The sequence below is a fragment of the Pseudomonas sp. LBUM1661 genome, from assembly GCF_059695925.1.
Genome location: NZ_CP166794.1, coordinates 4,787,205 through 4,813,007, shown reverse-complemented (window position 1 = coordinate 4,813,007; position 25,803 = coordinate 4,787,205). Strand labels below are relative to the sequence as shown.

The window sequence follows — 25,803 nt, the reverse complement described above, 5'->3', positions numbered from 1 at the left end:
ACGACACGGGCATTTTTCATTTCAGCCTGGCGCTCAGAAATCGTACTTCGCAGTGAGCTGGAAGTTGCGCGGCTCGCCGTAGAACGTGGTGCCGAAGTTGCCCAGGCCCGTCAGGTACTTCTTGTCGAAGACGTTGTACGCGTTGGCGGTGAAGCTCAGGTGTTCGTCGTACTGGTAGCGGGTCATCAGGTCCACGAGGGTGTAGCCACCTTGCTTGAGCATGGTGCTGCCGCCTTCGCCGCCGCCCACGTTCGGGCTGTAACTCTGGCCGTAGAAAGCGCTCTGCCAGCTGACACCGCCACCGACGGTGAACTGGTCCAGCGCGCCGGGCAAGCGGTAGGTGGTGAAGGTACGCACCACGTGCTCCGGTTTGCTGGTGGCCAGCGGGAAACCGAAGATGCGCTGGTGGTCATCGTCACGCGTACGGGCGTAGGTGTAGCCGGCCGACAGGTTCCAGTCTTGCGCCAACTCACCGGCCATTTCCAGTTCCACACCCTGGGTGGTGGCGCCGGAGATGGCTTTGTAGACGTCCTGGCCGTCGTCGACGTTGGTGGTGACGTACTGGGCGACGTTGTCCTGGTCGATGCGGAAGAAAGCCAGGCTGGCGTTCAGTTTGCCTTCGAAGTAGGCCGCTTTCAGGCCGGTCTCGTAGCTGTTGCCTTCAACCGGCTCCAGGGTCTTGCCGCTGGCGTCCTTGTAGATTTGTGGCTGGTAGATGCTGGTGTAGCTGGCGTAGACCGAGTACGTATCGTCCAGGTCGTAGACCACGCCGGCATAAGGCGTGACGACGCCGTGTTCCTTGTAGCTGGCGTGGGTGTCGGCGACGCCGGTGCCCGGATAGTAGGAGTAATCCTCGTTGTACTTGTAGGTGCTGACACGGCCACCGAGGATGAACGACAGGTCGTCGGTCGGACGCAGGCGCGTGGCCAGGTAAGCGCCGTTCTGGCTCTGGGTGCGCTCGTACTTGCCGTTTTTCGGGAAGTCCTGTTTCGCCAGGTGGCCTTCCCAGTCGAAGATGTTGCCCGTCACCTCACCGAAGGCGGTGGAGTCGTAGGTCGCGCCGGTCTGACGGGAGTGGGAGGTCATGAAACCTGCCACCAGTTCATGCTCGCGACCGCCCAGGCTGAACGGGCCGGAGACGTTGACGTCTGCCGTGTTCTGCACGCGATGACCTTCCCAGCGACCCCAGTAAAAGAACATGCCTTCGCCGGTAGCGCGGTCCGGGTAGTTGCCGCTGGCCGAGGCCAGTTGGGTGTCGTGATCGGTGGTTTTCTGATCGAAGCTGGCCTTGAATTTCCAGCCATTGGCCAGTGCTTGTTCCAACGACGCGAAGTAGGTGACGCTGTCGAAATCACGACGGCTCCAGTCGGCACCCGGGTTGAAGCTGCGCGTGAAGTCGGTGCGGCCGCCGTCGGCGAAGTACGGCGAGTTACCGGTCCAGGAACTGCCGCGCGGGGTGGCACTGGACTTGTCGACGCCCACGGTCAACAGGGTATCGTCGGTCAGGTCAGCTTCGAGGATGCCGTAGTACAGGTCTTTCTTCTGGCTGTAGTGGTCAATGTACGAATCTTTGTCCTGCAAGGCGCCGACGAAGCGGCCGCGCACGCTGCCGGTATCGTTCAAGGAGCCGGAGATGTCGCCTTCGGTGCGGTAGTTGTCCCAGGAGCCGGCGGTGGCGCTGACCGACGCCTTGAAGTCCTTGGTCGGCTTCTTGCGGATCAGGTTGACCGTGGCGGACGGGTCACCGGCGCCGGTCATCAGGCCGGTAGAGCCCTTGATGACTTCGATGTGGTCGAGGCTGGCGGCGTCGTCGCTGTTGTTCGGGTTTTCACCGTACACGCCGTCGTAGGGAATGTTGACGCCATCGTACTGAAAGTTGGTGATGGCAAAGCCGCGGGCGGAAAACTCGGTACGGTCACTGTCGTACTTCTGCGTCGTCACGCCGGGGGTGTTGCGCAATGCGTCGGCAACGCTGGTGACGCCGCGATCGTCCATCTGCTGACGAGTGACCACGGTCACCGACTGCGGGGTTTCACGAATGGTCAACGGCAGCTTGGTCGCGGTGGTGGTGGCGCCAGTGGTGTAGGCGCCGGTGTCTTCGGTGGTCAGGCCCAGGGCCTGGCCGGAAATGGTGGTCGCGCCCAGTTGCAGGCTCGAACCGCCGCCGGACACCAGCGTCACGCTATTGCCGTTGATCTGGAACGAAATGCCGGTGCCTTGCAGCAGGGCCTTGAGGGCGTCGGACGGTTCCAGGGAACCGGACACCGCGCGGGACTTGATCCCGGCCACCTGGTCCGGGCTGTACAGAATTTGCAGGTTGGTCTGCATACCCAGTTCGGTCAACGCGTTGGAAAGCGCCTGAACAGGAATATTCACTTTTACCGGTGCAGCATTGGCCATCGAGCTCCCCAGCAAGGTGGCGGTCAGCAGTACGCTGGTGAACAGGGTGCGATGCAAAGTCGGGCGCTGTACAGCCAGCGCGAGAGGTGTGCGGCGTGTTTGAGGTCGCATTACTTACCTGAGCTCCTGAAAAAGGGGTGTGCAGAGTTTTTGTTAATAAGAATGATTATTAGACGCGGCACGAACGAGAAACCGGAAAGAAACCGGGAAAATAAAATTCATAAATAATGGAAGCAGCAGAAGTGGTCGCTTTTTGTAGGAGCCAGCGGTGCGGCGATCCGACTTGCCGGCGAAGGCGTACTCAAGATCGCCTTCGCCGGCAAGCCTGGCTCCTACAGGGCGGTGTTTCAGGCAGGGGCGAGCTCGGTGATGACCCGTCCGCTTTCCATGCGCACCAGTTGGTCCGCGACGTCGAAGTAACGGTCATCGTGGGAGATCACGATGATGGTCTTGCCCAGGCGCTTCAGGTCCGGCAGCAGCTCGGTGTAGAAAATGCGGCGGAAGGTCGGGTCCTGATCGGCGGCCCATTCATCGAACACCAGCACCGGACGTTCCTCCAGCCAGGCATTGACCAACGCCAGGCGTTTGCGCTGGCCCGTGGAGAGGTCTGTGGTGGTGAAGCTGCCGTCCTTGACGCTGACCTTGTGTGCGATCTCCAGCCGTTGCAGGTATTTATTGGCGTCCTCGGGGATGTGCGTATCGCCCTGGACCACGTCATCGAACAGGTAGTAGTCGGCGAAAATGGTGGTGAACAACTGGCGATAGTCATCGCGGTTGGCAGCGTCGATCACTTCGCCGTTGACGTGGATTGCACCCTGCTGCGGCGTATATAGGCCCAGCAGCAGTTTGATCAGCGTGGTCTTGCCGCAACCGTTCTCACCGACAATAAAGGTGATGTCGCCTTGCTTGATCGTCAGGTTCACTGGCCCGAGCTGGAACGGTGCGGCACCTTCGGCCGCCGGGAAGCTGAAGCGCACATCAGCCAGTTTCAGCTCGTGTACAGCTTGCTTGACGTTGCCTTGATCGCTGAGCAGCAGATGAGGTTCCGGCGTCGAAAACTGCTCGGACAGTTCGGCGATCCGGCGGAAGGCAATTTGCGCGCGGCTGACGATCGGCAGGGTGCTGATCAAATGTTCCAGCGGGCCTTTCATGTACAGCAGCACCAACACGAAGCCGCTCATCACGGTTTTGTCGGCGCTCGGCCAGTAGGTTTGCAACGCCAGCGCCAGGCCGATCACCACGAAGAACAGCATCGAGCCGAAGGTCTTGGCGATGACGAAGGTGTTGATCGAGCGCACTTGGGTGTTGCAGATGAACTCGGCAGTGGCCTTGATGCCCGAGACGAACATGCGCTGGCGGCGTGGCCGGTGGATGCGCAATTCCTTGGCACCTTCGGCAATCGCGTTGTAGTGCTTTTGCAGTTCGTCTTCGGCGTCACGGGCGGCCATGAAACCTTGCACGCCTTTACTTTGGGCGTAGGCCTGGATCGCGGTGCCAATCAGGATCGCCGCGACCATGATCAGGAACATCGGCCACGACAGAATCGCCAGGTAGCCCATGCAACCGAGGGTCACGGTGACGGAAATCGCCAGGGGCGCGAAGGCGAAGGCGAAGTCGCTGATGGTGTCGACGTCGTGGGTCAGCACCGGAATCAGGCGATGGCTGCGGTAGCGCTCGATCTGTTCGATGGGGGCTGACAGGACTTTTTCGCCCAGCTGCTTACGCAGCTTGGCGATGATGTGCTGGCCGACATAGTTGGTGCCGATGTCCGAGCAGATCGAGCTGGCCAGGGCCAGCAGGCACAGGCCGGCGAACAGCGCGACGACCCCCTGGGTCAGGCCGGTTTCCGAATGCAGGGCGTTGTTGATGGTCGCCAGCAACACCGTGACGCTCAGGCCGCCGACCATGCCCAGGAAGATCGACGCGGCGACGATGAGCCGAAAGGGTTTCAACAGGGCGAACAATTCGCCGATGGCGCCACGGGTTGGCTGGGTCATGGAAGACAGTTCCTTGGGTCGTAAAGGCAGATACCCAGTAGAACGTCTGGTCGGGGGCTTAATTTAGAAGGTCGCCGACTGGCGGCAACCCGATAGCGGCGTGCCTGTTGATGGCGATATTGGTTGATGGTCCGCCTTCGCGAGCAAGCCCGCTCCCACATTCGACCGTGTTTCTTCAAGGGGAATGCGGTCGAATGTGGGCGCGGGCTTGCTCGCGAAGAACGATCACACGGTGTTTCTGCCAGGCTTAAAGCTCCCGCACGATACGGAAACCCATCCAGTCCCCACGCTCTTGCGGGTACTGGCTGTTGCGGTTGCCGGAGCGGGAGAACACCGGAGCTTCACCCCAGTCATTGCCGCGAATGCGCACGGCTTCGCAGTGGGGCTCGACCCAGGCGCTGCCATCGGTGGGCGCGCCGACGTAGTCCGGGTGTTCGCAGTCTTCGACCCACTCGTAGACGTTGCCGTGCATGTCGTACATACCGAAGGCGTTCGGCGGGAAGCTGCCCACCGGCGAGCTGAAGCTGTAACCGTCCGCCGGGCCGTAGGTGTTGGCGTGCCTGGCGATGCTGTATTCCTTGCCTTCATCGAACGGGAAAGGGAACGGACCTTTGCTGCCGCCGCGTGCGGCGTACTCGCGTTGCGCCTCGCTGACCATTTTGTACGTCTGCCCGGTCTTTTTCGACAACCAGGCGACGTAGTGTTTGACGTCGTCGAAGTTCATGCACACCGCAGGCTGGCGCGGGCTCTGCGGATAACGCGGCTTGCTCGCAACGCACTCGCGGCCAGGCCGGGTGTCACCGTTGGCGATGGTCACGCCGCTCTCGCGCACGTAGCTGTCCCATTCACCGGCGGTGACCTGGAAGCGGCTCATGGCGAACGGCTTGGCGAAGGTCACTTCGTGCATCGGGCCTTCGTCGGGTTCGCGGCCGACTTCATCGTCTGGCGTGCCCATGGTGAAGGTGCCGGCGGGTAGCACGATCATTTCCGGGCAGTCGCGGCAGTCCTTGAACACGTTGCCCGCTGGCGGGGGAGTGGCGGCCTGCGCGGCGGTCGGCAGCAGGCCGGCCATGAGGGCGGTCAGGGCGAGGGCCTTGAGCGGCAAGGCCAATTGATCTCGGTTCATGAGTCATCTCGATAAAAAAAACGGGTGTCAGGCCAGGTCCAATGTGGGAGCGAGCCTGCTCGCGATTGGGCCATCACATTCAACACTGAGGGTGACTGATCCACCGCTATCGCGAGCAGGCTCGCTCCCACAGGGTTCTGCGTCATGGCGTCAGGTGGTTTTGTGTAGCAGGGCCATGAAGCGGTCGATATCGTTCTCGGTGTTGAGCAGGCCGGGGGCGATGCGAATCACCGGGCCGACGTCGCGCTCCACCGAGTCGCAGACCACGCGGTTCGCCATCAACTGGGCGGCGACTTTTTCGCAGTCGCGGTCCTTGATCCGGAAGAAGGTGAAACCGGCCGACAGGTCCGGGCTCATTGGCGTGACCCGTTCGATTTGCGGCTGTTCCAGCAGGCGATTTTTCGCGTAGGTGTTGAGAGCATGGATGCGCGCCTGCACCTCGGCTTTGCCCAGTTCCAGGTGCAGCTTGAAGGCTTCGTCCAGGGCCCAGCGATGTTCGAAGCTGTGATAGCCGCCCGGGGTCATGATGGTCGAGAACGAGGTCGCTTCGGAGAAGGTCGGAATGGTCGGCGTCACGTCCTTCAACTCGGCCGACCGCGCGCAGATGATCCCGGTGCCGCGCGGGCCGAACATCCATTTGTGGGTGCCGGCAATGAAGAAATCACAGTGCATGTCGGGGAAGTCGAGGTCCTCGACGCCGAAACCATGCACGCCGTCGACCACATAAAGAATGCGATCCTTGTCCTCGCGGTTGCGATTGTGTTCGTCCACCAGTTTGCCGATTTCGCCGATCGGCAGCTTCACACCGCTGCCGGATTGCACCCAGGTCATGCCGAGCACGCGGGTGTTCGGGCGAATGCCTTTGGCGATCGAGCCGAGTACCTCATCCACTGAAATATCGCGACTGTTCTCGAACAGTTTCAGCTTGCGAATCTTCACCCCGTCCTTTTGCTGGCGGTAATCCAGCGCGTAGTGGGTCGCGTAGTGCTCGTGTTCGCTGGTGAGGATTTCCTGGTCGGGGCGCACATGAATGCCGCCGTAGATCAACGATAAACCTTCGGTGGTGCTGCCGGTGAGGGCGATCTGCTCAGGTGTGGCCTTGAGGTAACGACCGGCCCAGATGCGTACGGCCTGCTCGCGTTTTTCGGTTTCCCCCAGGTCCCAGTCCATGGCCCGGCCGGGATTGCGGTCGAGGTTGGCGCGGTGCATTTCGATTGCGTCCCGCACGGGTTTCGGGTGCGAGGTCACCAGGAAATTGGCGAAGTGCAGGTAGTCCGGGTCCTGATTGAACAGCTGGCGCAGTTGCGCCCACTTGTCCCTCGGCTGTGCGGGTGCAGTGGCGGCCAGCGCCGGCAGATTCACAGCGCTGCTCAGGGGCAGGCCGGCGGCGAGAATGCCGGCCTGCTTGAGGAATGAACGACGGTTGGTCATGGGCTCGATTCGCTTTTGCAAAAAGTGGGGATCAGTTTTTCGCCACAGGCTTGGACGACTGCTGCACCTGGTCCCAGACCCGCAGGAAATTGCCGCCCCAGAGCTTGGCGATATCGGCTTCACTGTAGCCACGGCTGATCAGCTCGGCGGTCACGTTGCGCGCCTCGCTGACGTCCTTCCAGCCATCAAGGCCGCCGCCATCGTTGAAGTCGGAGCTGATGCCGACGTGGTCGATGCCGATCTTCTTCACCGCATAGTCGATGGCGTCGCCGTAGTCCTTGAGCGTGGCCTTCGGTTCTTCGTCGACGATGGCGTAGAGCTGGCTGGCGTATTCGCCGAAACGCTGTTCGGACCAGACGGTGATGATCGGGTCCCCCGGCATCAGCGCCATTTCCAGGCCTTGCAGCGGTTGCAGGTCAAAGCGCGCACGCAGGGCGTTGAGTTTGTCCTGGGTGGCCTGGCTCAATGGGCGGATGTACGTCGGGAAACCGACAATCTGCACCACGCCGCCACTGTTCTTGATCAGTTGCATTTCCTGGTCGCTGAGGTTGCGCGGGATGTCCACCAGCCCACGCGGGGCCGAGTGCGACGCGACCATCGGGGTGCGGCTCAGTTGAGCGACTTGCTCCAGGGCCTTGGTCGACATTTGCGACACATCGATGATCACGCCGAGGTCGTTGAGGCGATGCACGGCTTGCTTGCCGATCTCTGACAGGCCGCCGAGGGCGTCTCGTGAATCATTGAAGAACGGCAGCGGGCGCGACGAATCGGCCCAGGCGTTGTTGCCCACGTAACTGAAGCCGAACATGCGCATGCCCCGGGCGGCCCACTTGTCCAGGGCGTTCAGGTCGTTGCCCAGCGGGTAGGCGTTGAGCATGCTCATGAAGATCGCGAACTTGCCTTCGCCGTGCAGGCGACGGAAATCGTCGGGGGTGTAGGCGATGGCGACCTGATTGGGGAAGTCGCGCACCAGGGTGCTGATGATTTTGTAGCGGGTTTCCTGCTCGAACCGTGCCTCGTCGACGAAGCCGGCGGTGGGGCGATGCGGGGCGTTGGCGCCGTTCCAGATTTCCGGCCAGCCGAAGATGGTCAGGGCTGCGCCGGAGAGGCGTCCGCGCCCGCTCTTGACCAGGTCGAACTGGCCGGGGCCGTCTTTGTCCGCTTCATTGCCGGCGGTGCCGAAGTCCAGGGGGACGGTGACGTGGCTGTCGAAGGAGAGCATGCGCTCGTGCAGTTCATCGGCCTGTTTCATCACCTTGACCGGGTAGCCTGGGTTGTCCTTGAACCAGTAGCCCCAAGCCGCAAAGCCTGCACCGGCGCTGATCGCCAGCGCCAGCGGCAGGCCGAGGTAAAGCGCCTTTTTCGAACGTGGTTTTGTCATGTTCATCTCAGTCAGGTTCGTTGCCCCGGTGTGGGGGGCTTTGCTATCTGGGATGGACGAGTGATCCCGTTGGAAATTTAGGGTGGGGCTGATGGCCTCATCGCGAGCAGGCTCGCTCCCACAGGGATTTTGCGAACATCGGAAGTCCACTGTGGGAGCCAGCCTGCTGGCGATGCTGTTAAATTTTTGAAGGGGGTGAACGTTCTAGCTTGGATAAAGCCTGCTTCATGGCTGACACAGGTAGGGCAATGACGATTTCTCGACGATGGTTCATGGCAGGCCTGGCGCTGACCGGCGCCGCCGTGCCTGCGGCTTTTTATGGGCATCGCCAATGGACGAAAGCGGATCCGACGATCACCCCCGGCGAAGCGTCGTTCGATGTCGCGGATGTGGCCGGCCAGCACTTGGCGAACACCTTGCGCGGTGTCTGGCAGATTCGCTTCGAAGGGCGTGATGCCGGCATCGAAGGCCTGCCGCTGGACGGGTTGGAGGTATTTCTCGACATCGGCCACAAAGGACGCGGCGTGTGCGGGTTTCTTGACACCGCCGAGCGTTTGCGTTCGACCGAAGCGCCGCGTTACCGGGTGCTCGGCGACCTGGCCGGGGCCAAACCGGCGCAATTGAGCTGGCGGTTGCTCAGCGTCAACGGAACGGCCGATTACGAATTCAGCATGGCGCTGGACGAAGTCTGGGCCGGTTTCGGCAACGCTGGCAGCGGCACGCTCAGCGGTCGGGTGTTGAACCTGGATCGCCCGCTTATGTTGACCGCGCAGGACAATCGCTTCATTGCCGTCAAACGCGTGTTCCCTGAAGCTCGCGAGCGCACCGGTCTCAATCCGACGCTGCTGGGCTGGCTGGTGTCTCCGGAGCATCGGCTGTTTCACCAGCTCTGGCATGCTTCCCGGGACAAATGGCACACCTTGTCCGAAGACAAGCGCGGCGCCCTGCGCGGTATCGGCTGGCAGCCCGGCCCCAGGGACAAGGAGCGTGATGCCCGGGGCGCACGCAAGGACCGCAACGGTTCGGGGGTGGATTTTTTCTTTATGCACCGGCACATGCTCGGCAAGGCGCGTTCGATGCAGGACTTGCCGTCGTGGCCGCATTTTCCGTTACCACAGCCGGAATTGGCGCGGGATCGTGTCGGGTTTGCGCGTTATTTCGACAACCACGACGGTACGGCACTGCCGCCGACCTGGCTGGCCGACGACGATGCCGAGTACTCGCAATGGGTCAGCGACATCAAGACCGCCGAGACCTACCACAGTAATTTCCAGGTCTGGGAATCGCAGTACCGCGATCCGCGTTATCTGTCGAAGCTGACCTTGGGGCAGTTCGGTTCAGAGGTCGAACTGGGCCTGCACGACTGGCTGCACATGCGCTGGGCGTCGGTGCCGCGCGATCCGTCGAACGGGCATCCGGTGCCCTTCGCCCGGGATCCGGCGGACTTTTCCGCGCGCTGGTTTGCGCCGGAAAACGATTTTCTTGGCGACCCGTTTTCCTCCCATGTGAACCCAGTGTTCTGGCACTTTCATGGCTGGATCGATGATCGTCTGGAAGACTGGTTCCGCGCGCATGAGCGCTTTCATCCGGGGGAGGTCAGTCGGCTGGAGGTCAATGGTGTGGCGTGGTTCGCGCCGGGGCGTTGGGTTGAGATCGACGATCCGTGGCTCGGCCCGAGTACTCATGGTTGCGCCACCACGCCGGGATTGCAGGCCGGCAAGTCGCTGGAGATGGACCCGGAAACCATGAAGCTGGCGTTGCGGATCACCTTTGGCGAGGACGAGAAGAAGCTCGCGGATCTGTTCCGCAAGGTGCCGCAGCGGCCTTGGTATGCGCGGCATTTGAAGGCCAGGCAAAGCCAGGCTTGATGAACGCGTAATCGTTCAATCGCGGGCAAGCCCGCTCCCACAGGTTTTGTGTCGTGCCCGAATCATGCGGCAAACACAACACCTTGTGGGAGCGGGCTTGCCCGCGAAGACGGCCGAACAGACACCACCCATTACATCGCCTGCCACCCGCCGCCCAGCGCCTTGTACAGCGCAATACTCGCCTGCAACCGCGACAAGCGCAGCTGCACATTCAAATCCTGCGCCGCATACAGCGTACGCTGGGTTTCCAGCACCGTGAGCAAATCCTCGGCCCCGGCCTGATAGCGGCTTTGCGCAATGTTGAATGCGGTCTGTGCCTGGTTCAGTTCTTCACCTTGCCACTGACGCTGTTCATCGAGCCTGCGAATGCTGTTGAGGGCTTTTTCGACGTCGGCGAAACCGTTGATGATTGCCCCACGGTAGGCTTCCAGCAGTTCTTCCTGACGCGCCGTGGCTTTGTCGCGTTCAGCGCCCAAGCGTCCATTGTTGAACACCGGCGCGAGCAATCCGGCGGTGAGGTTGTAAAAGGGACTGCGCAGGATGTCACCGGCGCGATCGGCGCCGGAGCCGATGTCGGCGGTCAAGGTCACGGTCGGCAACATGGCTGCGCGAGCGACGGTGACGTCGGCTTTAGCGGCCGCCAGTTGCGCTTCGGCACGAGCGATGTCCGGGCGGCGGCTGAGCAATTCGCTGGGCACACCGGCGGCGATGGTTGGCCACGACAGCTGCTCAAAGCGCTCGCCACCCAAGCGCAGTTCCTGAACGGGTCGACCGAGCAGGGCGGCGAGGCTGATCAACGCGTCCTGTGCCTGTTGCTGCACCAGCGGCAATTGCCGTTGTTGCGCGGCCACCAGGCTTTTCTGCTGGGCCAGTTCCAGCGCCGTCGCCGAGCCCGAGTCGAAACGGGTCTGCACCAGTTTCAGAACGTTCTGCGCATTGGCCAGATTCAGCCCGGCAATGCGACTTTGTTCCTGCAGCGCCAGGGTTTGCGCATAGGTGTTGGCGACGCCGCTGAGTAACGTCAACTCCACCGTGGCCTGATCGAACTCGCTGGCCTGCAAGCCGAATTGCGCACTGTCACGGGAGGCGCGCTGGCCGCCCCAGAAATCGATTTCGTAACGGGCGCTGAGGTTGGCGTCGAAGTAATCCACAGCCTTGTTGCTGCTGTCAGCATCGAGTTGGCTGTAACCGTTGCCGCGCAGCAGTTTTTGGCGGTTGGCATTTAAAGCGGCGGTCACCTCCGGCAGCTGCGAACCGCCGGCAATCACCGTGTCGGCCTGCGCCTGGCGGACCCGGGCGATGGCGGCGGCCAGGTCAAAACTGCCGACCCGGGCCTGTTCGATCAATTGATCAAGCTGCGGGCTGCCGAAGTGCGTCCACCATTGCAGGTTGCTGCGGGTGGCGCGCTCGGTGTGCGGCGATTGCCAGGAAGAGGGCGGTTGAATGCCGCTGTCCGGGCGCTGGGCGGGACTGCCGCAGGCGCCGAGCAACAGGCAAAGGGTCAGCAAACTCAGTTGCGGCTTCATCAAGAGATCATTCACTGGTAAGGGCCGTGACCGGGTCGAGTCGGGCAGCTTTGCGGGCCGGCATGAAGCCGAAGACAACACCGGTGACCAGTGCGCAACCGAAGGCGCCGAGCACCGCCATCAAGGAGAACGCGACGGCGACTTCGCTGAGAATCAGCACGCCACCGACGATCAATGCCAGGGCAATCCCGGCAAGCCCGCCGACCACCGAGAGCATCACCGCTTCGGTGAGGAACTGCCGGAGGATGTCCCGTTGGCGGGCACCGGTGGCCATGCGAATACCGATCTCGCGGGTGCGTTCGCGCACGGTCATGAGCATGATGTTCATCACGCCGATGCCGCCGACCAGCAGCGAAATCGCGGCAATCGAGCCGAGCATCAGCGACAGGGTATTTTGCGTACGTGCCTCGGCCTGGATCATCGCGGCGTTGTTGGTCAGTTCGAAATCCTTTTTGCCGTTGTGCAGGCGCAGCATCAGCTGCTCGATGGCTTTTTCGGTCTCCTTGACCTTGCGTGCATCAGCGGCGGCGATGGCCACGTATTCGGGATTGTGCGTGCCGAACAGCCGCACGCTGGCAGCGGAATAGGGGATGGCGATGCGATCGTCGCTGTCGGAATCACCGGAGCTGGCGCCTTTTTCCGCGAGCACGCCGACCACCTGGAACGGCACGTTTTCGATGAGGATGTATTGGCCGATCGGGTTGGCGACGTCCTTGAGCAACTTGGTCCGCACCTTGTGGCCGATCACCGCGACCGCCGCCGCGTTGCGTTCATCATCCTGGGTGAAATAGCTGCCTTCCACCACGGGCCAATTAAAGATGGCCGGGAAGTTGGTGTCATTGCCGCCGACATAGCTCAAGTGGTCGAGGTTGCCGAAACGCACCCCGGCCTCCTGGCCATTGACCGGCATGATCCGCGTCACTTGCGGCAGGCTCGCTACCGCCGCGACGTCATCCAGGGTGACGATGCCCAGCGGCGTGCGCGGGTTCGGTGACGAGCCGCCGAGGTAAATGATGTTGGAACCGAACGCGCCCATCTGCGCCATGACCTGGCGCTTGCTGCCTTCACCGACGGCCAGCATCACCACCACCGACGCAACACCGATGATGATCCCGAGCAGTGTCAGGGCAGTACGGAATTTGTTGATCCACATCACCCGCCAGGCCGCTTGCACGGCATCGACCAGTTCGCCTTTCCAGGCGCCGGTGGCTTCGGCGCCTTCGATCAGGCGTTTGCGCAGATCCACCGCTTGCAGCGCGCCGGGATTGGCTGAGGTTTGTACGTCGGGGTTGTCTCGGGCGCTGTCGCTGATGATCAGCCCGTCGCGAATCTCGATGATGCGTTTGGCCCGGGCCGCGACTTCGCGGTCGTGGGTGATGAGGATCACCACGTGGCCCTGGCTCGCCAGTTCGTCGAGCAGGGTCATGACCTCGGCGCCGCTGTGGCTGTCGAGGGCGCCGGTGGGTTCATCGGCGAGAATGATGTGGCCGCCGTTCATCAAGGCACGGGCGATCGATACCCGTTGTTGCTGGCCGCCGGAGAGTTGATGCGGGCGGTTGCCGGTGCGCGAGGCCAGCCCGAGGCGGTCGAGCAGAGCGGCGGCGCGGGCGTGGCGTTCGGCTGCTGGCAAGCCTGCGTAAATCGCAGGCATCTCGACGTTTTCCTGGGCCGAGCCGGACGGGATCAGGTGATAGCCCTGGAACACAAAACCAAAGGCTTCGCGGCGCAGCCAGGCCAGTTCGTCGCTGTCGAGGGCGGCGACGTTTTCTCCGGCGAAGCGGTATTCGCCCGACGTCGGGCGGTCGAGGCAGCCGAGGATATTCATCAGCGTCGACTTGCCGGAGCCGGACGCGCCGACAATCGCCACGAATTCGCCGGCATGAATCGACAGGTCGATGCCGCGCAACACGTGAACTTCAGGGGCGTCGCCACCGCCGTAGGCTTTGCGGATGTCCTGCAGGTCGATCAGGGGCGTCAGCATTCAGCCGCCACTCCCGTCGGCCGGGCCGATCAGCAAGTGATCGCCTTCCTGCAAGCCCTCGAGGATCTGCACGCGCAAGCGATCGCTGATCCCGGTGCGGACGTCGCGTTGCTCGATGCGGCCGTTTTTGGCGACCACCTGCGCGGTCTGCTGGTCTGCTTGAGTGCCGGTTTGCAGCGCGGCGATCGGCGCGGTGAGGACGTTTTTCGCTTGATCGGCGACGAAGAAGACTTGCGTGGTCATTTCCGCCATCAGCGCGTTGTCGGCGTTATCGACGTCGAGCAGCACGGTGTAAAGCACCACGCGAGCGCTGCCGCTTTTGTTCGAACTGGCCGGGCTGCCGCCGCCCTGGCTGGTCTGGTCGAGTGGCTTGGGCGGCACCGGCAGAATTTGCCGCACGGTGCTGTTCCAGCGCCGGTTGCCGCCGCTGAGGGTGGTGAACCAAGCGGTCATGCCGGGTTTGACGTGGCCGATGTCCGCTTCTGAAACCTCGGCCCAAACGGTCATGGGCGACAATTTGGCGATGCGCAGAATCAACGGCGTTTGCTGCTGGGCGTTGAGGGTCTGGCCTTCACGGGCGTCGAGGGCGACCACGGTGCCGGACATCGGCGCGTAAATCCGCGTGTAGCCCAGTTCGGCCTGATCGCTGCGCAGGCTGGCCTGGGCCTGGCGGATCTGCGCCTGGAACATGTCGATGCGCGCCTGAGTCGCACGCAGTTCGGCCTCGGCGGTCTGCACATCTTCTTCGCGGGTGGCGCCACCGGCCTTAAGGTTCTGTTGGCGCTGGTATTTCTGCTTGGCGAGGTCGTGTTGCGCCCGTTGCTCCTGGAGCTGCGCCTTGAGGTTTTCGATGGAGAAACGCCCAGCGTCGAGTTTAGCCTGCTGCGTCGACGGATCGATTTCCACCAGCAACTGGCCTTCCTTGACCCCATCACCGACTTCCACGTGGATCTTGTGGATTTGCCCGGACGCCTGGGCACCGACGTCGACATAGCGTCGCGGTTGCAGAGTGCCCAGCGCGGTGACGCTGCTTTCGATGTCGGCGCGGGTGACCTGCACGGTGGCGAACTGCTCGCGACCGGGCGGGATGATCTGCCAGGCGGCGACGGCGATAACGGGGATCAGGCAAAGTGCTACAAGCAGGGCGCGTCGGGTCTGTCGGGGACGTTTCATGCAGGTTTCCGGCCAATGAATATCGGCCCGTCGTTCAAAACAGTTGAACACTGCCAGGGAGTCGGCAGGGACGGGGAGCTGTCCTGTAAACGAAGAAAGCAGTGGGGGATTTAGGCCCCGACACAATCTAACTGTGGGAGCGGGCTTGCTCGCGAATAGGGCCTTACATTCAACGGTGTATTTGACTGACACGCCGCCTTCGCGAGCAAGCCCGCTCCCACAGGTTTTTGACTATTTATCGGGTAAGTCAAAGCAACTCTTTAAATCTATATGAGAATTACTATAAATTACGCAACTCGAACTGCCACTATCGTGCCACTGCCTATGTCGGCGGTTGATCAGGTGGCTCAAGGATGGAAACCGCACCCGTGCGGCCGGGAGTCATGTTGGAAAACTACTATCGCGAGCTGGTGTGTTTTTTGAACGCCAAGCTGGGCAACCGTCAGGTGGCCGAAGATGTGGTGCATGACGCTTATTTGCGGGTACTAGAGCGTTCCAGCGACACGCCGATCGAGCAACCCCGGGCCTTCCTTTATCGCACCGCGCTCAACCTGGTGATCGACGACCATCGGCGCAATGCCCTGCGTCAGGTCGAATCGTTGGAAGTGCTCGACAACGAAGAGCGCTACTTCACCCCCTCGCCGCATCACAGCCTCGATCACGGCCAGCGCCTGGAAATGCTCCAGCGTGCCTTGGCGGAACTGCCAAAGCTGTGCCGCGAGAGTTTCCTGCTGCGCAAGATCGATGGCCTGTCGCACCCGGAAATCGCCGAACACCTGGGAATTTCCAAGGCCTTGGTGGAGAAGCACATCGTCAATGCGATGAAGCATTGCCGGGTGCGAGTGCGGCAATGGGATGCGCATTGACCGGTTCTGCTTCGTAAAAAACAGTATTAAATTTTGTTTCATTGTCCTCGTTCCATAGCAACAGACGATCTGCTGTCCTGCTCAAGGCCGGTCAGGTCACTTAGGCTTACGCCCCGTTGCTCGGGGGTTCATCCAGAGGACACTGGAAATGACACAGGCAATTGCATCGCCCTTCGTTCACGACCTGATCGGGGTCGGTTTCGGCCCTTCGAACCTGGCGCTGGCCATCGCCCTGCAAGAGCGCGGGCCGAGCCAGGGCGAACTGGATGTACTGTTTCTCGACAAGCAGGCCGACTACCGTTGGCATGGCAACACCCTGGTGACCCAGAGTGAGTTGCAGATCTCTTTCCTCAAGGACCTGGTGACCCTGCGCAACCCGACCAGCCCTTACTCGTTCGTCAATTACCTCAAGCATCACGGTCGTCTGGTGGACTTCATCAACCTCGGCACCTTCTATCCGTGCCGCATGGAGTACAACGACTACCTGCGTTGGGTCGCCGGGCAATTTGAAGCGCAGAGTCGTTATGGCGAAGAGGTGTTGACCATCGAGCCGGTGCTGCATAACCAGCAGGTCGAAGCGCTGCGGGTGATCTCCCGTGATAGCCACGGTCAGCAGCACGTACGCACCACCCGCTCGGTAGTGGTGAGTGCCGGCGGCACGCCGCGCATTCCCGAAGCGTTCAAGGCGCTGAAGGGTGACAGCCGGGTCTTCCACCACTCCCAGTACCTGGCGCAGATGGCCAAGCAGCCGTGCGTGAACAATCAACCGATGAGCATCGCGATCATCGGCGGCGGGCAGAGTGCGGCGGAAGCGTTCATCGACTTGAACGACAGCTTCCCGTCGGTGCAGGTCGACATGATCCTGCGCGGTTCGGCGCTGAAGCCGGCGGACGACAGCCCGTTCGTCAACGAAGTGTTCTCGCCGGAGTTCACCGACCTGGTGTTCCAGCAGGCGAGCAGCGAGCGCGAGCGTCTGGTCAACGAGTACCACAACACCAACTATTCGGTGGTGGACATCGACCTGATCGAACGCATCTACGGGATCTTCTACCGCCAGAAAGTCTCGGGCATTGCACGCCACGCGTTTCGCACCCTGACCACGATCGAAAAAGCCACCGCCACCGAGCGTGGCATCGAACTGGCGGTGCGCAATAACGCCACCGGTGAAGTCACGGTTCGTCAGTACGACGCCGTGGTGCTCGCCACCGGTTACGAGCGTCAGATGCACCGCAAACTGCTGGCGCCGCTGGAGCAGTACCTGGGCGATTTCGAGGTGGATCGCAACTACAAGCTGATCACCGATGAGCGCTGCAAGGCCGGCATCTATATGCAGGGCTTCTGCCAGGCGAGTCATGGTTTGAGCGATACGTTGCTGTCGATCCTGCCGATTCGTGCCGATGAGATTGCCGGTTCGTTGCATGAGCATGGCAAGGCGCGGGGGCATGGGCGTTCGGTGATGGATTTGTTGTTGGCCACAGCGAGCTGAGATTTTTTGTGGCTGTGAGGCCGCTATCGCGAGCAGGCTCGCTCCCACCTTTGATCTTTGTCTTACACAATATCTGTGTTCACTGAAGATCTATTGTGGGAGCGAGCTTGCTCGCGATGGGGCCCTCATCAGCACCACAAATCCAGAATCCTGAACCCTCCCTGAAGAACCCCGCGATTCCCCCGTCACCTGCCGTTTCTTCGTTTATTCTCCAGAAATCAATCAATAGCGGAGACCCACAGTGGGTACTTGTTCGAGTGACAGTCGTCGGCCGGTTTCAATAACCGGCACCTTCCCGGCAAGATAACGCGCTGCTTTTTATGCCGTTGTCTCGCCGAATAGCGAGCAGCGGCATCCCGATCGCGGCCAGTCCTGGTCCGCGTCCCGACGTCCCTCTCATCGACGCTGAACCGTGCGTGATGTTCGACTTTTTTGGTCGGCATCGCGGCGCACCGACACGCCTGCTCGACGGTTTCCCGGCTGACCCTGGGGGAACTGCCATGAACCTGACCCTGCTCAAGGAATTCTTCGCCGGATTCCTGCGCACCCGCCACATCGCCCGACACTTCCGTCGCCTGGCGTTGCTGGAAAACTTCACCGACACCACGGTCAGCCGTGAAGTGCCGCCCACCCTGGCGCAAACATTGGTGAGCGCCGCCAACAGCGACACCGGCCCACTGCTGGACACTCTCGGCAGCCACACCGACGGCTTGAGCGAGCTCGAAGCCGATGCCTTGCGCGTGCAATTCGGCCTCAACGAAGTCGAGCACGAACAGCCGCTGCCGTGGTGGACCCACCTGTGGCACTGCTACAAAAACCCGTTCAACCTGCTGCTGACGTTGCTCGCAGTTATCTCCTGGCTGACCGAAGACATGAAAGCCGCCCTCGTGATTTTGTCGATGGTGGTGCTCTCGACCTTGTTGCGCTTCTGGCAGGAAACCAAATCCAACCAGGCCGCTGACGCGCTCAAGGCCATGGTCAGCAACACCGCCACGGTGATGCGTCGGGACGCGCAGCGTATCGAACTGCCGATCAAGCAACTGGTACCGGGCGACCTGATCGTGCTCTCGGCCGGCGACATGATCCCCGCCGATTGCCGGGTGCTCAGCGCCAAGGACCTGTTCGTCAGCCAGGCCGCCATGACCGGCGAATCGATGCCGGTGGAAAAATTCCCCCGCCAGCAAGACAACAACACCCGCAACCCGCTGGACCTCGACAACATTCTGTTCATGGGCACCAACGTGGTGTCCGGCACGGCGCTGGCGGTGATTCTCACCACCGGCAACAGCACCTATTTCGGTGCCCTGGCCCAGCGGGTCGGTGCCACCGATCGGGCGCCCACCTCGTTCCAGACCGGGGTCAATAAAGTCAGCTGGTTGTTGATCCGCTTCATGTTCGTGATGGCGCCGCTGGTGCTGTTCATCAATGGTTTCACCAAGGGCGACTGGACCGAAGCGCTGCTGTTCGCGCTGTCGATTGCCGTGGGCCTGACCCCGGAAATGCTGCCGATGATCGTCACCTCGACCCTGGCCAAGGGCGCGGTATTCCTGTCGCGCAAAAAAGTCATCGTCAAACGTCTCGATGCGATCCAGAACTTCGGCGCCATGGACGTGCTGTGCACCGACAAGACCGGGACCCTGACCCAGGACAAGATTTTCCTGGCACGCAACGTCGACGTCTGGGGCAACGACTCCGACGACGTGCTGGAAATGGCCTACCTCAACAGCTACTACCAGACCGGCCTGAAAAACCTGCTGGACGTCGCCGTGCTCGAACACGTGGAAATCCACCGCGAACTGAAAGTCGGCACGGCGTTTCGCAAGGTCGACGAAATTCCGTTCGACTTCACCCGTCGACGCATGTCCGTGGTGGTGGCCGAGCGCGATCAGTCGCACCTGTTGATCTGCAAAGGCGCGGTGGAGGAAGTGCTGGCGGTGTGCACACGAGTGCGCCACGGCGTTGTCGATGAAGTGCTGACCGATGAACTGCTGGCGCGTATTCGCGAGGTCACCGCCACCTTCAACGCCGAAGGCCTGCGGGTGGTTGCCGTGGCCGCGCGGCCGATGATCGAGGGGCGCGAGACTTACAGCCTGGCGGATGAACAGGCACTGACGCTGATTGGTTACGTGGCGTTCCTCGATCCACCGAAAGAAAGCACCGCGCCGGCCCTCAAGGCATTGGCCGCGCACGGCGTGGCGGTAAAAGTGCTGACCGGCGACAACGAACTGGTGACCGCGAAGATCTGCCGCGAAGTCGGCCTGGACCAACAAGGCCTGCTGATGGGCAACGACATCGAGCGCATGAGTGACGCGCAACTGGCGGTGGCCGTGGAGACCACCAATGTCTTTGCCAAACTGACCCCGTCGCACAAGGAACGCATCGTCCGCCTGCTTAAAGCCAACGGCCATGTGGTCGGCTTTATGGGCGACGGCATCAACGACGCGCCGGCCCTGCGCACCGCCGACATCGGCATTTCGGTGGACAGCGCGGTGGACATCGCCAAGGAAGCGGCGGACATCATCCTCCTGGAAAAAAGCCTGATGGTGCTGGAGGAGGGCGTGCTGGAAGGGCGACGGACCTTTGCCAACATGCTCAAGTACATCAAAATGACCGCCAGTTCGAACTTCGGCAACGTGTTCTCGGTGCTGGTGGCCAGCGCGTTTATCCCCTTCCTGCCGATGCTGCCGATGCACCTGCTGGTGCAAAACCTGCTCTACGACATTTCGCAGATCGCCATCCCGTTCGATAACGTCGACGAAGAAATGCTCAAGCAACCCCAGCGCTGGCAGCCAGCGGATGTCGGGCGTTTCATGCTGTTTTTCGGGCCGATCAGTTCGATCTTTGACATCACCACGTTTGCCTTGATGTGGTACGTGTTCGACGCCAACACCCCGGACCACCAGACCCTGTTTCAGTCCGGGTGGTTCGTGGTCGGCCTGCTGACCCAGACGCTGATCGTGCACATGATCCGCACACCGAAGATCCCGTTCCTGCAAAGCCGCGCGGCGATGCCGCTGATGGTGATGACCGGACTCATCATGGCCGTGGGGATTTTCCTGCCGATGGGGCCGCTGGCGCACTACTTCAAATTGCAGGCGCTGCCGTCGCTGTACTTCGTATTCCTGCCGGTGATTCTGCTGGCGTACATGGCACTGACCCAGGCGGTGAAGGGGTTTTACATTCGGCGGTTTGGCTGGCAATAAACAGGTAGTTAAGCGAACGCTCCTACATCCCACGTCCCGTCGGATAAAACAACGGGGTTTTTAGGAAATGTCCTACATCAAGCCGGGTGGGTCTTCCGTAGCCTTGCGCCCCTACGAATCCGACACCCTGCTGGGGGCCCACGTTGTCGAACAAAGCCTTACGTATCCTGATCGCCGACGAGCAGCATTTTCACCGAATGAAGGTCGAGCGACTGTTCAACCACCTCGGCTACTATCGGATAGCACCGGTCAACAGTCTCGAAGAGCTGTTGACCCTGGTCGACTACGGTAGTGCGCCATTCGATGCGGTGGTCATCAATGCATCGCTCGGGGGCGAGGCGTTGAACCTGTTCGATTTCCTGCGCGATCACCCGCAGGTTCATCACGCCTTGATCTACCATGGGCAACAGGCTCGACTGCCGATCTGTGTTGAACAGAAAATCGAGGTGAGCCATGGCGCGTTGCCTGATTTGCCGAGTATCCAGCGTCTGATGTCGATCGTTGATCCCAGGCTACCGTTCGTCGGCACTGTCATTTCTGTCAGGTAGATCCGCCCGGATTTCCATGCAAGAGTCTTCGCGCAGCTGCTGCGTCTAACCTGGGTCAGGCCCATGGGCATTGTTCGCCCGAACGTCGTGTTTATGCACAGGGAGTTGCCATGAAGTCAGTGCTGATTGCGGACGATCATCCGGTGGTTCGCGCCGCAGTCAAACTCGTACTCATGCAGGAGGGGTTCAAGCAGATATACCAGGCGTCTTGCGGGAACGAGGTCCTGCCGGCGATTCGCCAACATGCGCCGGATTTGATGGTGCTGGATCTGGTCATGCCTTCGCTCGACGGGCTGGATGTGCTGGCACGCATCGCAAGCAGTGAGGTGTCGTGCCGAGTCCTGGTCTTTACGTCCCAGGAACCGTTGTTTTTCCAGGAGCGCTGCAGGCGTGCCGGCGCCGCCGCCTATGTGTCCAAAACCAATGACCTGGAGCATTTGCACAAGGCTGTGCACGCGGTCATGGCCGGGTATACCTATTTCGCCCAGCTGCCTTCGAGCTCAGTGTCGCTGAACACGCTGCAACACAGCGAAAAGCAATTGATCGACACGCTCTCCGACCGCGAATTGACCATCCTGCAATACCTCGCCCGAGGCATCACTAACAAGTCAATTGGTGAGACCATGAACCTCAGCCACAAGACCGTCAGTACCTACAAGACCCGCCTGATCGAAAAACTCAAAGTGAGATCACCGGTGCACCTGAGGGATTTCGCCTTACGCAATCGCTTGATCTGAATGAACACCTTCGCCGCGGTGCGTGGCCTGGCAGGCCTGGTGTTGCTGGGGCTTTGTCTCGGTATATCGAGCGTCTACGCGCAGCCGCAAACCCTGACGTTGCTGGGGCGCTCCAGTGTTGATGGCTACCAGGCCAGGCTGTCGCAAGCCGACGCACGCTGGCTGCAACAAAAGGGCCGATTGGTGCTCGCTGTTTCTGCTCCGGATTATCCACCGTTCGACATCACCACCTCGGGTAACGCGTTCGAGGGGCTGACGGCAGACTATGCCAGTCTGCTCCAGCAACTGCTGCACGTGGAAATCGATGTTCGTCGCTATCCATCGCGAAAGGACGCGGTACAAGCGATCAAACAAGGGATGGCGGACCTGCTGGGAACGGCCAACAGTTATGAGGCCGAAGACCCGGAGCTGTGTCTGTCCAGTGCCTATGCCGTCGATCAACCGGTGCTGGTGACACGTACCGATTCACCTCAGGTGCTGGACCCGGACCTGGCTGACACACGGTTGGCGATGCTGTACCACTATTTGCCTGAACATAACGTGCAGCGGTTTTATCCCGAGGCCGATGTTCAGCTGTTTCCCTCGACGCTGGAAGCCGTAGGGGCCGTCGCCTTTGGAAAGGCCGATGGCTATCTGGGTGATGCGATCAGCGCCCATTACCTGATCAATAAAAACTACCTCAACAACGTCCAGCTGGCCGACTTTTCGCGCATGGAGCCCGGTCGCTTCGCCTTTGCCATGGCCCGCGACAACCAACAGTTGCAGCGGATCGTCAACCGGGCGCTGGCGGCGGTAACGACCAACGAGCAAATGAACATCCTGCGTCGGTGGGACGCCAGCGGTACGTCCATCGCCGGAACACAGCCGCTGCACTTCAGCGTGGCCGAGCAGCGCTGGCTCGATCAGCACCCGCACCTGAGGGTGGCGATCAATGAAAACCTGATGCCGATTTCGTTCTTCGACACTGAAGGCAAGTTTCGCGGGATCAGCGCTGATGTACTGGAGAAAATCAGCCTGCGCACCGGATTGAAATTCGACATTCGGCCGACAAAATCAGTGGCCGAGATGTTTGAGTGGATCAGGACCGGGCAGGTCGACCTGGTGGCCGGGATAAGCCCCAGTATCGAGCGTGAAGCCGAGCTGCGCTTCACCCGGCCGTTCCTGACCAGCCCGAATGTGCTGGTGACCCGCGTAGGGCCGGACAGTCCCACGACCCTGGATGAAATGGCCGGTAAAACCCTGGCGGTCACCCAGGGCAACAGTGCCGGCGAGTACATTCGCCAGCATTACCCACAGATCAGGCTGGCCAATGCACCGCTGACGGCAGAGGCCATGGAAATGGTCGCACAGGGCAAGGCACAAGGCGGCATCAATTCATTGATCGGCGCCCGCTACATGATTTCCCGGCAATACCGGGGTCGATTGCAAATCACCAGCACGGTCGGCACCGACCCCGCCCGTAGCACCCTGGCGACCAGTCGAGACGCGCCTGAGTTGTACTCGATTCTGGACAAGGCACTGCTCAGTCTTGCACCCGATGAAATCGATGAGATGGCCCAGTATTGGCGCAATGATCGGATGGTGGAGCAAAGCTATTGGCTGCGTCATCGGCAGGAGATTTTCCAGGCATTCGCTGCGGCTGGAATTTTGCTTCTGCTCGCGCTGGGCTGGATCGCCTATCAGCGCCGGCAGATCCGGCTGCGCCAGCACCTGCTGGGCCAATTGCAGGACGCCAAGGACGCCGCCGACGACGCCAACCGGGCCAAAACCACGTTTCTGGCGACCATGAGCCATGAGATCCGCACGCCGATGAACGCCTTGCTCGGCATGCTCGAACTGGCACAGAAACGTGCGGACGAGGGCGTCACCGACCGTTCCGCCATCGAGGTGGCGTCCAATGCCGGGCAGCAGTTGCTGGCGTTGATCGGCGACATTCTGGACATCGCGCGTATCGAGTCCGGTCATTTATCGCTGACGCCTGAGCGGGCCAATCTGCGGGCGCTGGTCGAATCGGTGTGCCGGGTGTTCGAAGGGCTGGCTCGGCAGAAGCATTTGCAGTGGCGAGTCGAACTGGACGAGCACAGTGACTGCGATGTGTTGATCGACCCGACGCGCTTCAAGCAGGTGCTGTCCAATCTGTTGAGCAACGCGATCAAGTTCACCGGTGAAGGCGAGGTGAGCCTGACGCTGCGGGTGGAGCCTGGCTTGTCGGAACACCTGGCCGTGAGTGTGCGCGTTGAAGACAGCGGCATTGGCATCAGCGAGGCTGATCAGCAGCGGCTGTTCAGCCCGTTCGTGCAGGCCGGCAACAGTCAGCAATCAGGCCGGAGCGGCTCCGGGCTGGGGCTGGTCATCAGTCGCACGCTGTGCGAAATGATGGGCGGTCGATTGCAGCTGGGCAGCGTCCTCGGGCGGGGTACGCAGGTTGAGATCAGCTTTGACTTGATCGTGTTGCAACCGTTGACCGGCAGCGAGTTGCCGGATAGCGAGTTGCAGGTGCCCAGTCGGGCATTGACGATTCTGGTGGTCGACGATTACCCGGCCAATCGATTGTTGCTCTCACGGCAGCTGAGCTACTTGGGGCATCGTGTTGTCGAGGCTGAAGATGGCGAGCAGGGTCTTGTACAGTGGCACGAGCATGAGTTCGATCTGGTCATCACCGATTGCAACATGCCGGTGGTCAGTGGCTATGAATTGGCGGGTGCGATCCGCGATGAAGAGCGCTTCGAGGGCGCCACGCCGACGCTGATCCTGGGGTTTACCGCCAATGCGCAGCCCGAGGAGAAGCTCCGCTGTGTGGAGGCGGGCATGGATGACTGCCTGTTCAAGCCCATACGTCTGGCGGATCTGAGCACCTGGTTGGCATCGCGGTTTGTCAGCGAAACGCCCATCGCGATTGAACAACCTTCAACCCCTGAGATCGACCTGAGCGGTCTGGAACGATACGTGGGGGCGGACCGAGCGCTGATCGATGAATTGCTGCGCGATCTGGCGGTGGCCAACCGCAGTGATCGCGATCACCTGCTCCAGGCGCATGCCAGTGGCGATCAACAGGTCCTGCAAGTGCTGGCGCATCGCATCAAGGGCGGCGCGCTAATGGTCCGGGCGGTCAGCCTGATCGAATGTTGCGAGCAACTCGAACGCGCGTGCGGTGAGGGCCGCGCGGCGCTGATCGACGATGCCGTCGATCAGTTGCAGCAAGCCATGACGCGCCTGGACCAGAGTCTCAAGCAGGCCTGACGCTTAATCCCACTGCGGTGCGATGCCTTTGGGGCTGGTCAACCGATGGCCGCGATCAAGACCGGCGATCAAAGCCATGTCGGCCTCGCTCAACTTCATTGCGCAGGCTTTGAGGTTGCTGGCGAGGTTGGCGCGCTTGGTGGACGAAGGGATCACCGCGTAACCCAGTTGCATGGCCCAGGCCAGGGTGACGTGGGCCGGTGTGGCCTGAAGGCGATCAGCGATTTTCTGGATCACCGGATCTTTCAGCACTTCGCCGTAGGCCAGGGTCATGTACGAGGTGATCTGGATGCCCTGGCTCTGCGCGAACTCGACGACTTTGCGGTTTTGCAGGTACGGGTGCAGTTCGATCTGGTTGGTGGCGATGTTCTCGGCACCGACGGCGGCGATCGCCTGTTTCATCAGGTCGATGGTGAAGTTGGAGACACCGATCTGCCGGGTCAGGCCCAGTTGTTTGGCTTCAAGCAGGGCGCCCATGAACGCTTCGACCGGTACCTGATCTTCCGGGGATGGCCAGTGGATCAGGGTCAGGTCCAGGTAGTCGGTCTGCAATTTCTGCAGGCTTTCCTTGAGGCTGTCGATCAGGCGGTCCTTGGCGAAGTTGGCGACCCAGATCTTGCTGGTGATGAACAGGTCTTCACGGGCAATGCCGCTGGCGGCAATGGCTTCGCCGACTTCAGCTTCGTTTTCGTAGATTTGCGCGGTGTCGATGGCGCGGTAACCGAGTTCAAGGCCAGTGCTCACCGAATCGATGACCACCTGGCCTTGCAAGCGAAACGTACCAAGACCGAATGCGGGAATAGACATCAATGACTCCAGGGTTGCAGTGGGAATGGGCAG

16 protein-coding genes are annotated in these 25,803 nt (G+C 61.2%); 7 read left to right on the top strand and 9 right to left on the bottom strand.

Features of this window, described 5'->3' with window-relative positions:
• Window positions 1-33 precede the first annotated feature (33 nt).
• The 5 genes from ACA057_RS22080 to pvdM all read right to left on the bottom strand — a co-directional run bounded on the left by ACA057_RS22080 (window position 34) and on the right by pvdM (window position 8,335).
• Complete coding sequence (locus ACA057_RS22080) at window positions 34-2,511, bottom strand: TonB-dependent siderophore receptor (protein WP_497342315.1); 2,478 nt, start codon at window positions 2,509-2,511, stop codon at window positions 34-36.
• A gap of 236 nt (window positions 2,512-2,747) precedes the next feature.
• Window positions 2,748-4,397, bottom strand: coding sequence for a cyclic peptide export ABC transporter (locus ACA057_RS22075; RefSeq protein WP_497342313.1), 1,650 nt, complete (start codon window positions 4,395-4,397; stop codon window positions 2,748-2,750).
• 247 nt (window positions 4,398-4,644) lie between these two features.
• Window positions 4,645-5,523, bottom strand: coding sequence for a dihydropyoverdine dehydrogenase (gene pvdO, locus ACA057_RS22070; RefSeq protein WP_497342311.1), 879 nt, complete (start codon window positions 5,521-5,523; stop codon window positions 4,645-4,647).
• 150 nt (window positions 5,524-5,673) lie between these two features.
• The gene (pvdN, locus tag ACA057_RS22065; protein WP_497342309.1) at window positions 5,674-6,954 is read right to left on the bottom strand and encodes a pyoverdine-tailoring periplasmic protein PvdN; all 1,281 of its coding nucleotides are present in this window, start codon (window positions 6,952-6,954) and stop codon (window positions 5,674-5,676) included.
• 31 nt (window positions 6,955-6,985) lie between these two features.
• On the bottom strand, window positions 6,986-8,335 hold the full coding sequence (gene pvdM, locus ACA057_RS22060) for a pyoverdine-tailoring dipeptidase-like protein PvdM (RefSeq protein ID WP_497342307.1): 1,350 nt from the start codon (window positions 8,333-8,335) through the stop codon (window positions 6,986-6,988).
• Window positions 8,336-8,583: 248 nt separating this feature from the next.
• On the opposite strand from pvdM, the gene pvdP reads away from it, so the two are divergent.
• Window positions 8,584-10,203 carry a pyoverdine maturation tyrosinase PvdP gene (gene pvdP, locus ACA057_RS22055; RefSeq protein ID WP_497342305.1) on the top strand — a complete coding sequence of 540 codons (1,620 nt, stop codon included), beginning with the start codon at window positions 8,584-8,586 and terminating at the stop codon, window positions 10,201-10,203.
• A gap of 131 nt (window positions 10,204-10,334) precedes the next feature.
• Here the strand turns inward: pvdP and ACA057_RS22050 are convergent, their stop codons facing one another.
• From ACA057_RS22050 to ACA057_RS22040, 3 genes are read right to left on the bottom strand one after another with little or no spacing between them, the layout of a single operon-like run.
• Window positions 10,335-11,729, bottom strand: a complete 1,395-nt coding sequence (locus ACA057_RS22050; RefSeq protein WP_497342303.1) for an efflux transporter outer membrane subunit — start codon at window positions 11,727-11,729, stop codon at window positions 10,335-10,337.
• A gap of 7 nt (window positions 11,730-11,736) precedes the next feature.
• A complete protein-coding gene (locus ACA057_RS22045; protein WP_497342301.1) occupies window positions 11,737-13,710 on the bottom strand; it encodes a MacB family efflux pump subunit in 1,974 nt (657 codons plus the stop codon).
• Window positions 13,711-14,883: an efflux RND transporter periplasmic adaptor subunit gene (locus tag ACA057_RS22040; RefSeq protein ID WP_497342299.1), complete on the bottom strand. Its 1,173-nt coding sequence runs from the start codon at window positions 14,881-14,883 to the stop codon at window positions 13,711-13,713. It abuts the gene before it with no gap.
• A gap of 383 nt (window positions 14,884-15,266) precedes the next feature.
• Here ACA057_RS22040 and ACA057_RS22035 point away from each other — a divergent pair, with 383 nt between their 5' ends.
• The 6 genes from ACA057_RS22035 to ACA057_RS22010 all read left to right on the top strand — a co-directional run bounded on the left by ACA057_RS22035 (window position 15,267) and on the right by ACA057_RS22010 (window position 24,963).
• Complete coding sequence (locus ACA057_RS22035; RefSeq protein WP_497349988.1) at window positions 15,267-15,749, top strand: sigma-70 family RNA polymerase sigma factor; 483 nt, start codon at window positions 15,267-15,269, stop codon at window positions 15,747-15,749.
• A 148-nt stretch (window positions 15,750-15,897) separates the two neighbouring features.
• Window positions 15,898-17,235: a lysine N(6)-hydroxylase/L-ornithine N(5)-oxygenase family protein gene (locus ACA057_RS22030; RefSeq protein WP_497342297.1), complete on the top strand. Its 1,338-nt coding sequence runs from the start codon at window positions 15,898-15,900 to the stop codon at window positions 17,233-17,235.
• Between the two features lie 500 nt (window positions 17,236-17,735).
• Window positions 17,736-20,438, top strand: a complete 2,703-nt coding sequence (mgtA, locus tag ACA057_RS22025) for a magnesium-translocating P-type ATPase (protein WP_497349986.1) — start codon at window positions 17,736-17,738, stop codon at window positions 20,436-20,438.
• A 143-nt stretch (window positions 20,439-20,581) separates the two neighbouring features.
• Window positions 20,582-20,986, top strand: a complete 405-nt coding sequence (locus ACA057_RS22020; protein WP_497342295.1) for a response regulator — start codon at window positions 20,582-20,584, stop codon at window positions 20,984-20,986.
• Between the two features lie 110 nt (window positions 20,987-21,096).
• Window positions 21,097-21,723: a response regulator gene (locus ACA057_RS22015; protein ID WP_497342293.1), complete on the top strand. Its 627-nt coding sequence runs from the start codon at window positions 21,097-21,099 to the stop codon at window positions 21,721-21,723.
• Window positions 21,724-24,963 carry a transporter substrate-binding domain-containing protein gene (locus ACA057_RS22010; RefSeq protein ID WP_497342291.1) on the top strand — a complete coding sequence of 1,080 codons (3,240 nt, stop codon included), beginning with the start codon at window positions 21,724-21,726 and terminating at the stop codon, window positions 24,961-24,963.
• A 3-nt stretch (window positions 24,964-24,966) separates the two neighbouring features.
• Here the strand turns inward: ACA057_RS22010 and dkgB are convergent, their stop codons facing one another.
• A complete protein-coding gene (dkgB, locus tag ACA057_RS22005) occupies window positions 24,967-25,770 on the bottom strand; it encodes a 2,5-didehydrogluconate reductase DkgB (RefSeq protein ID WP_497342289.1) in 804 nt (267 codons plus the stop codon).
• Between the last annotated feature and the right edge of the window lie 33 nt (window positions 25,771-25,803).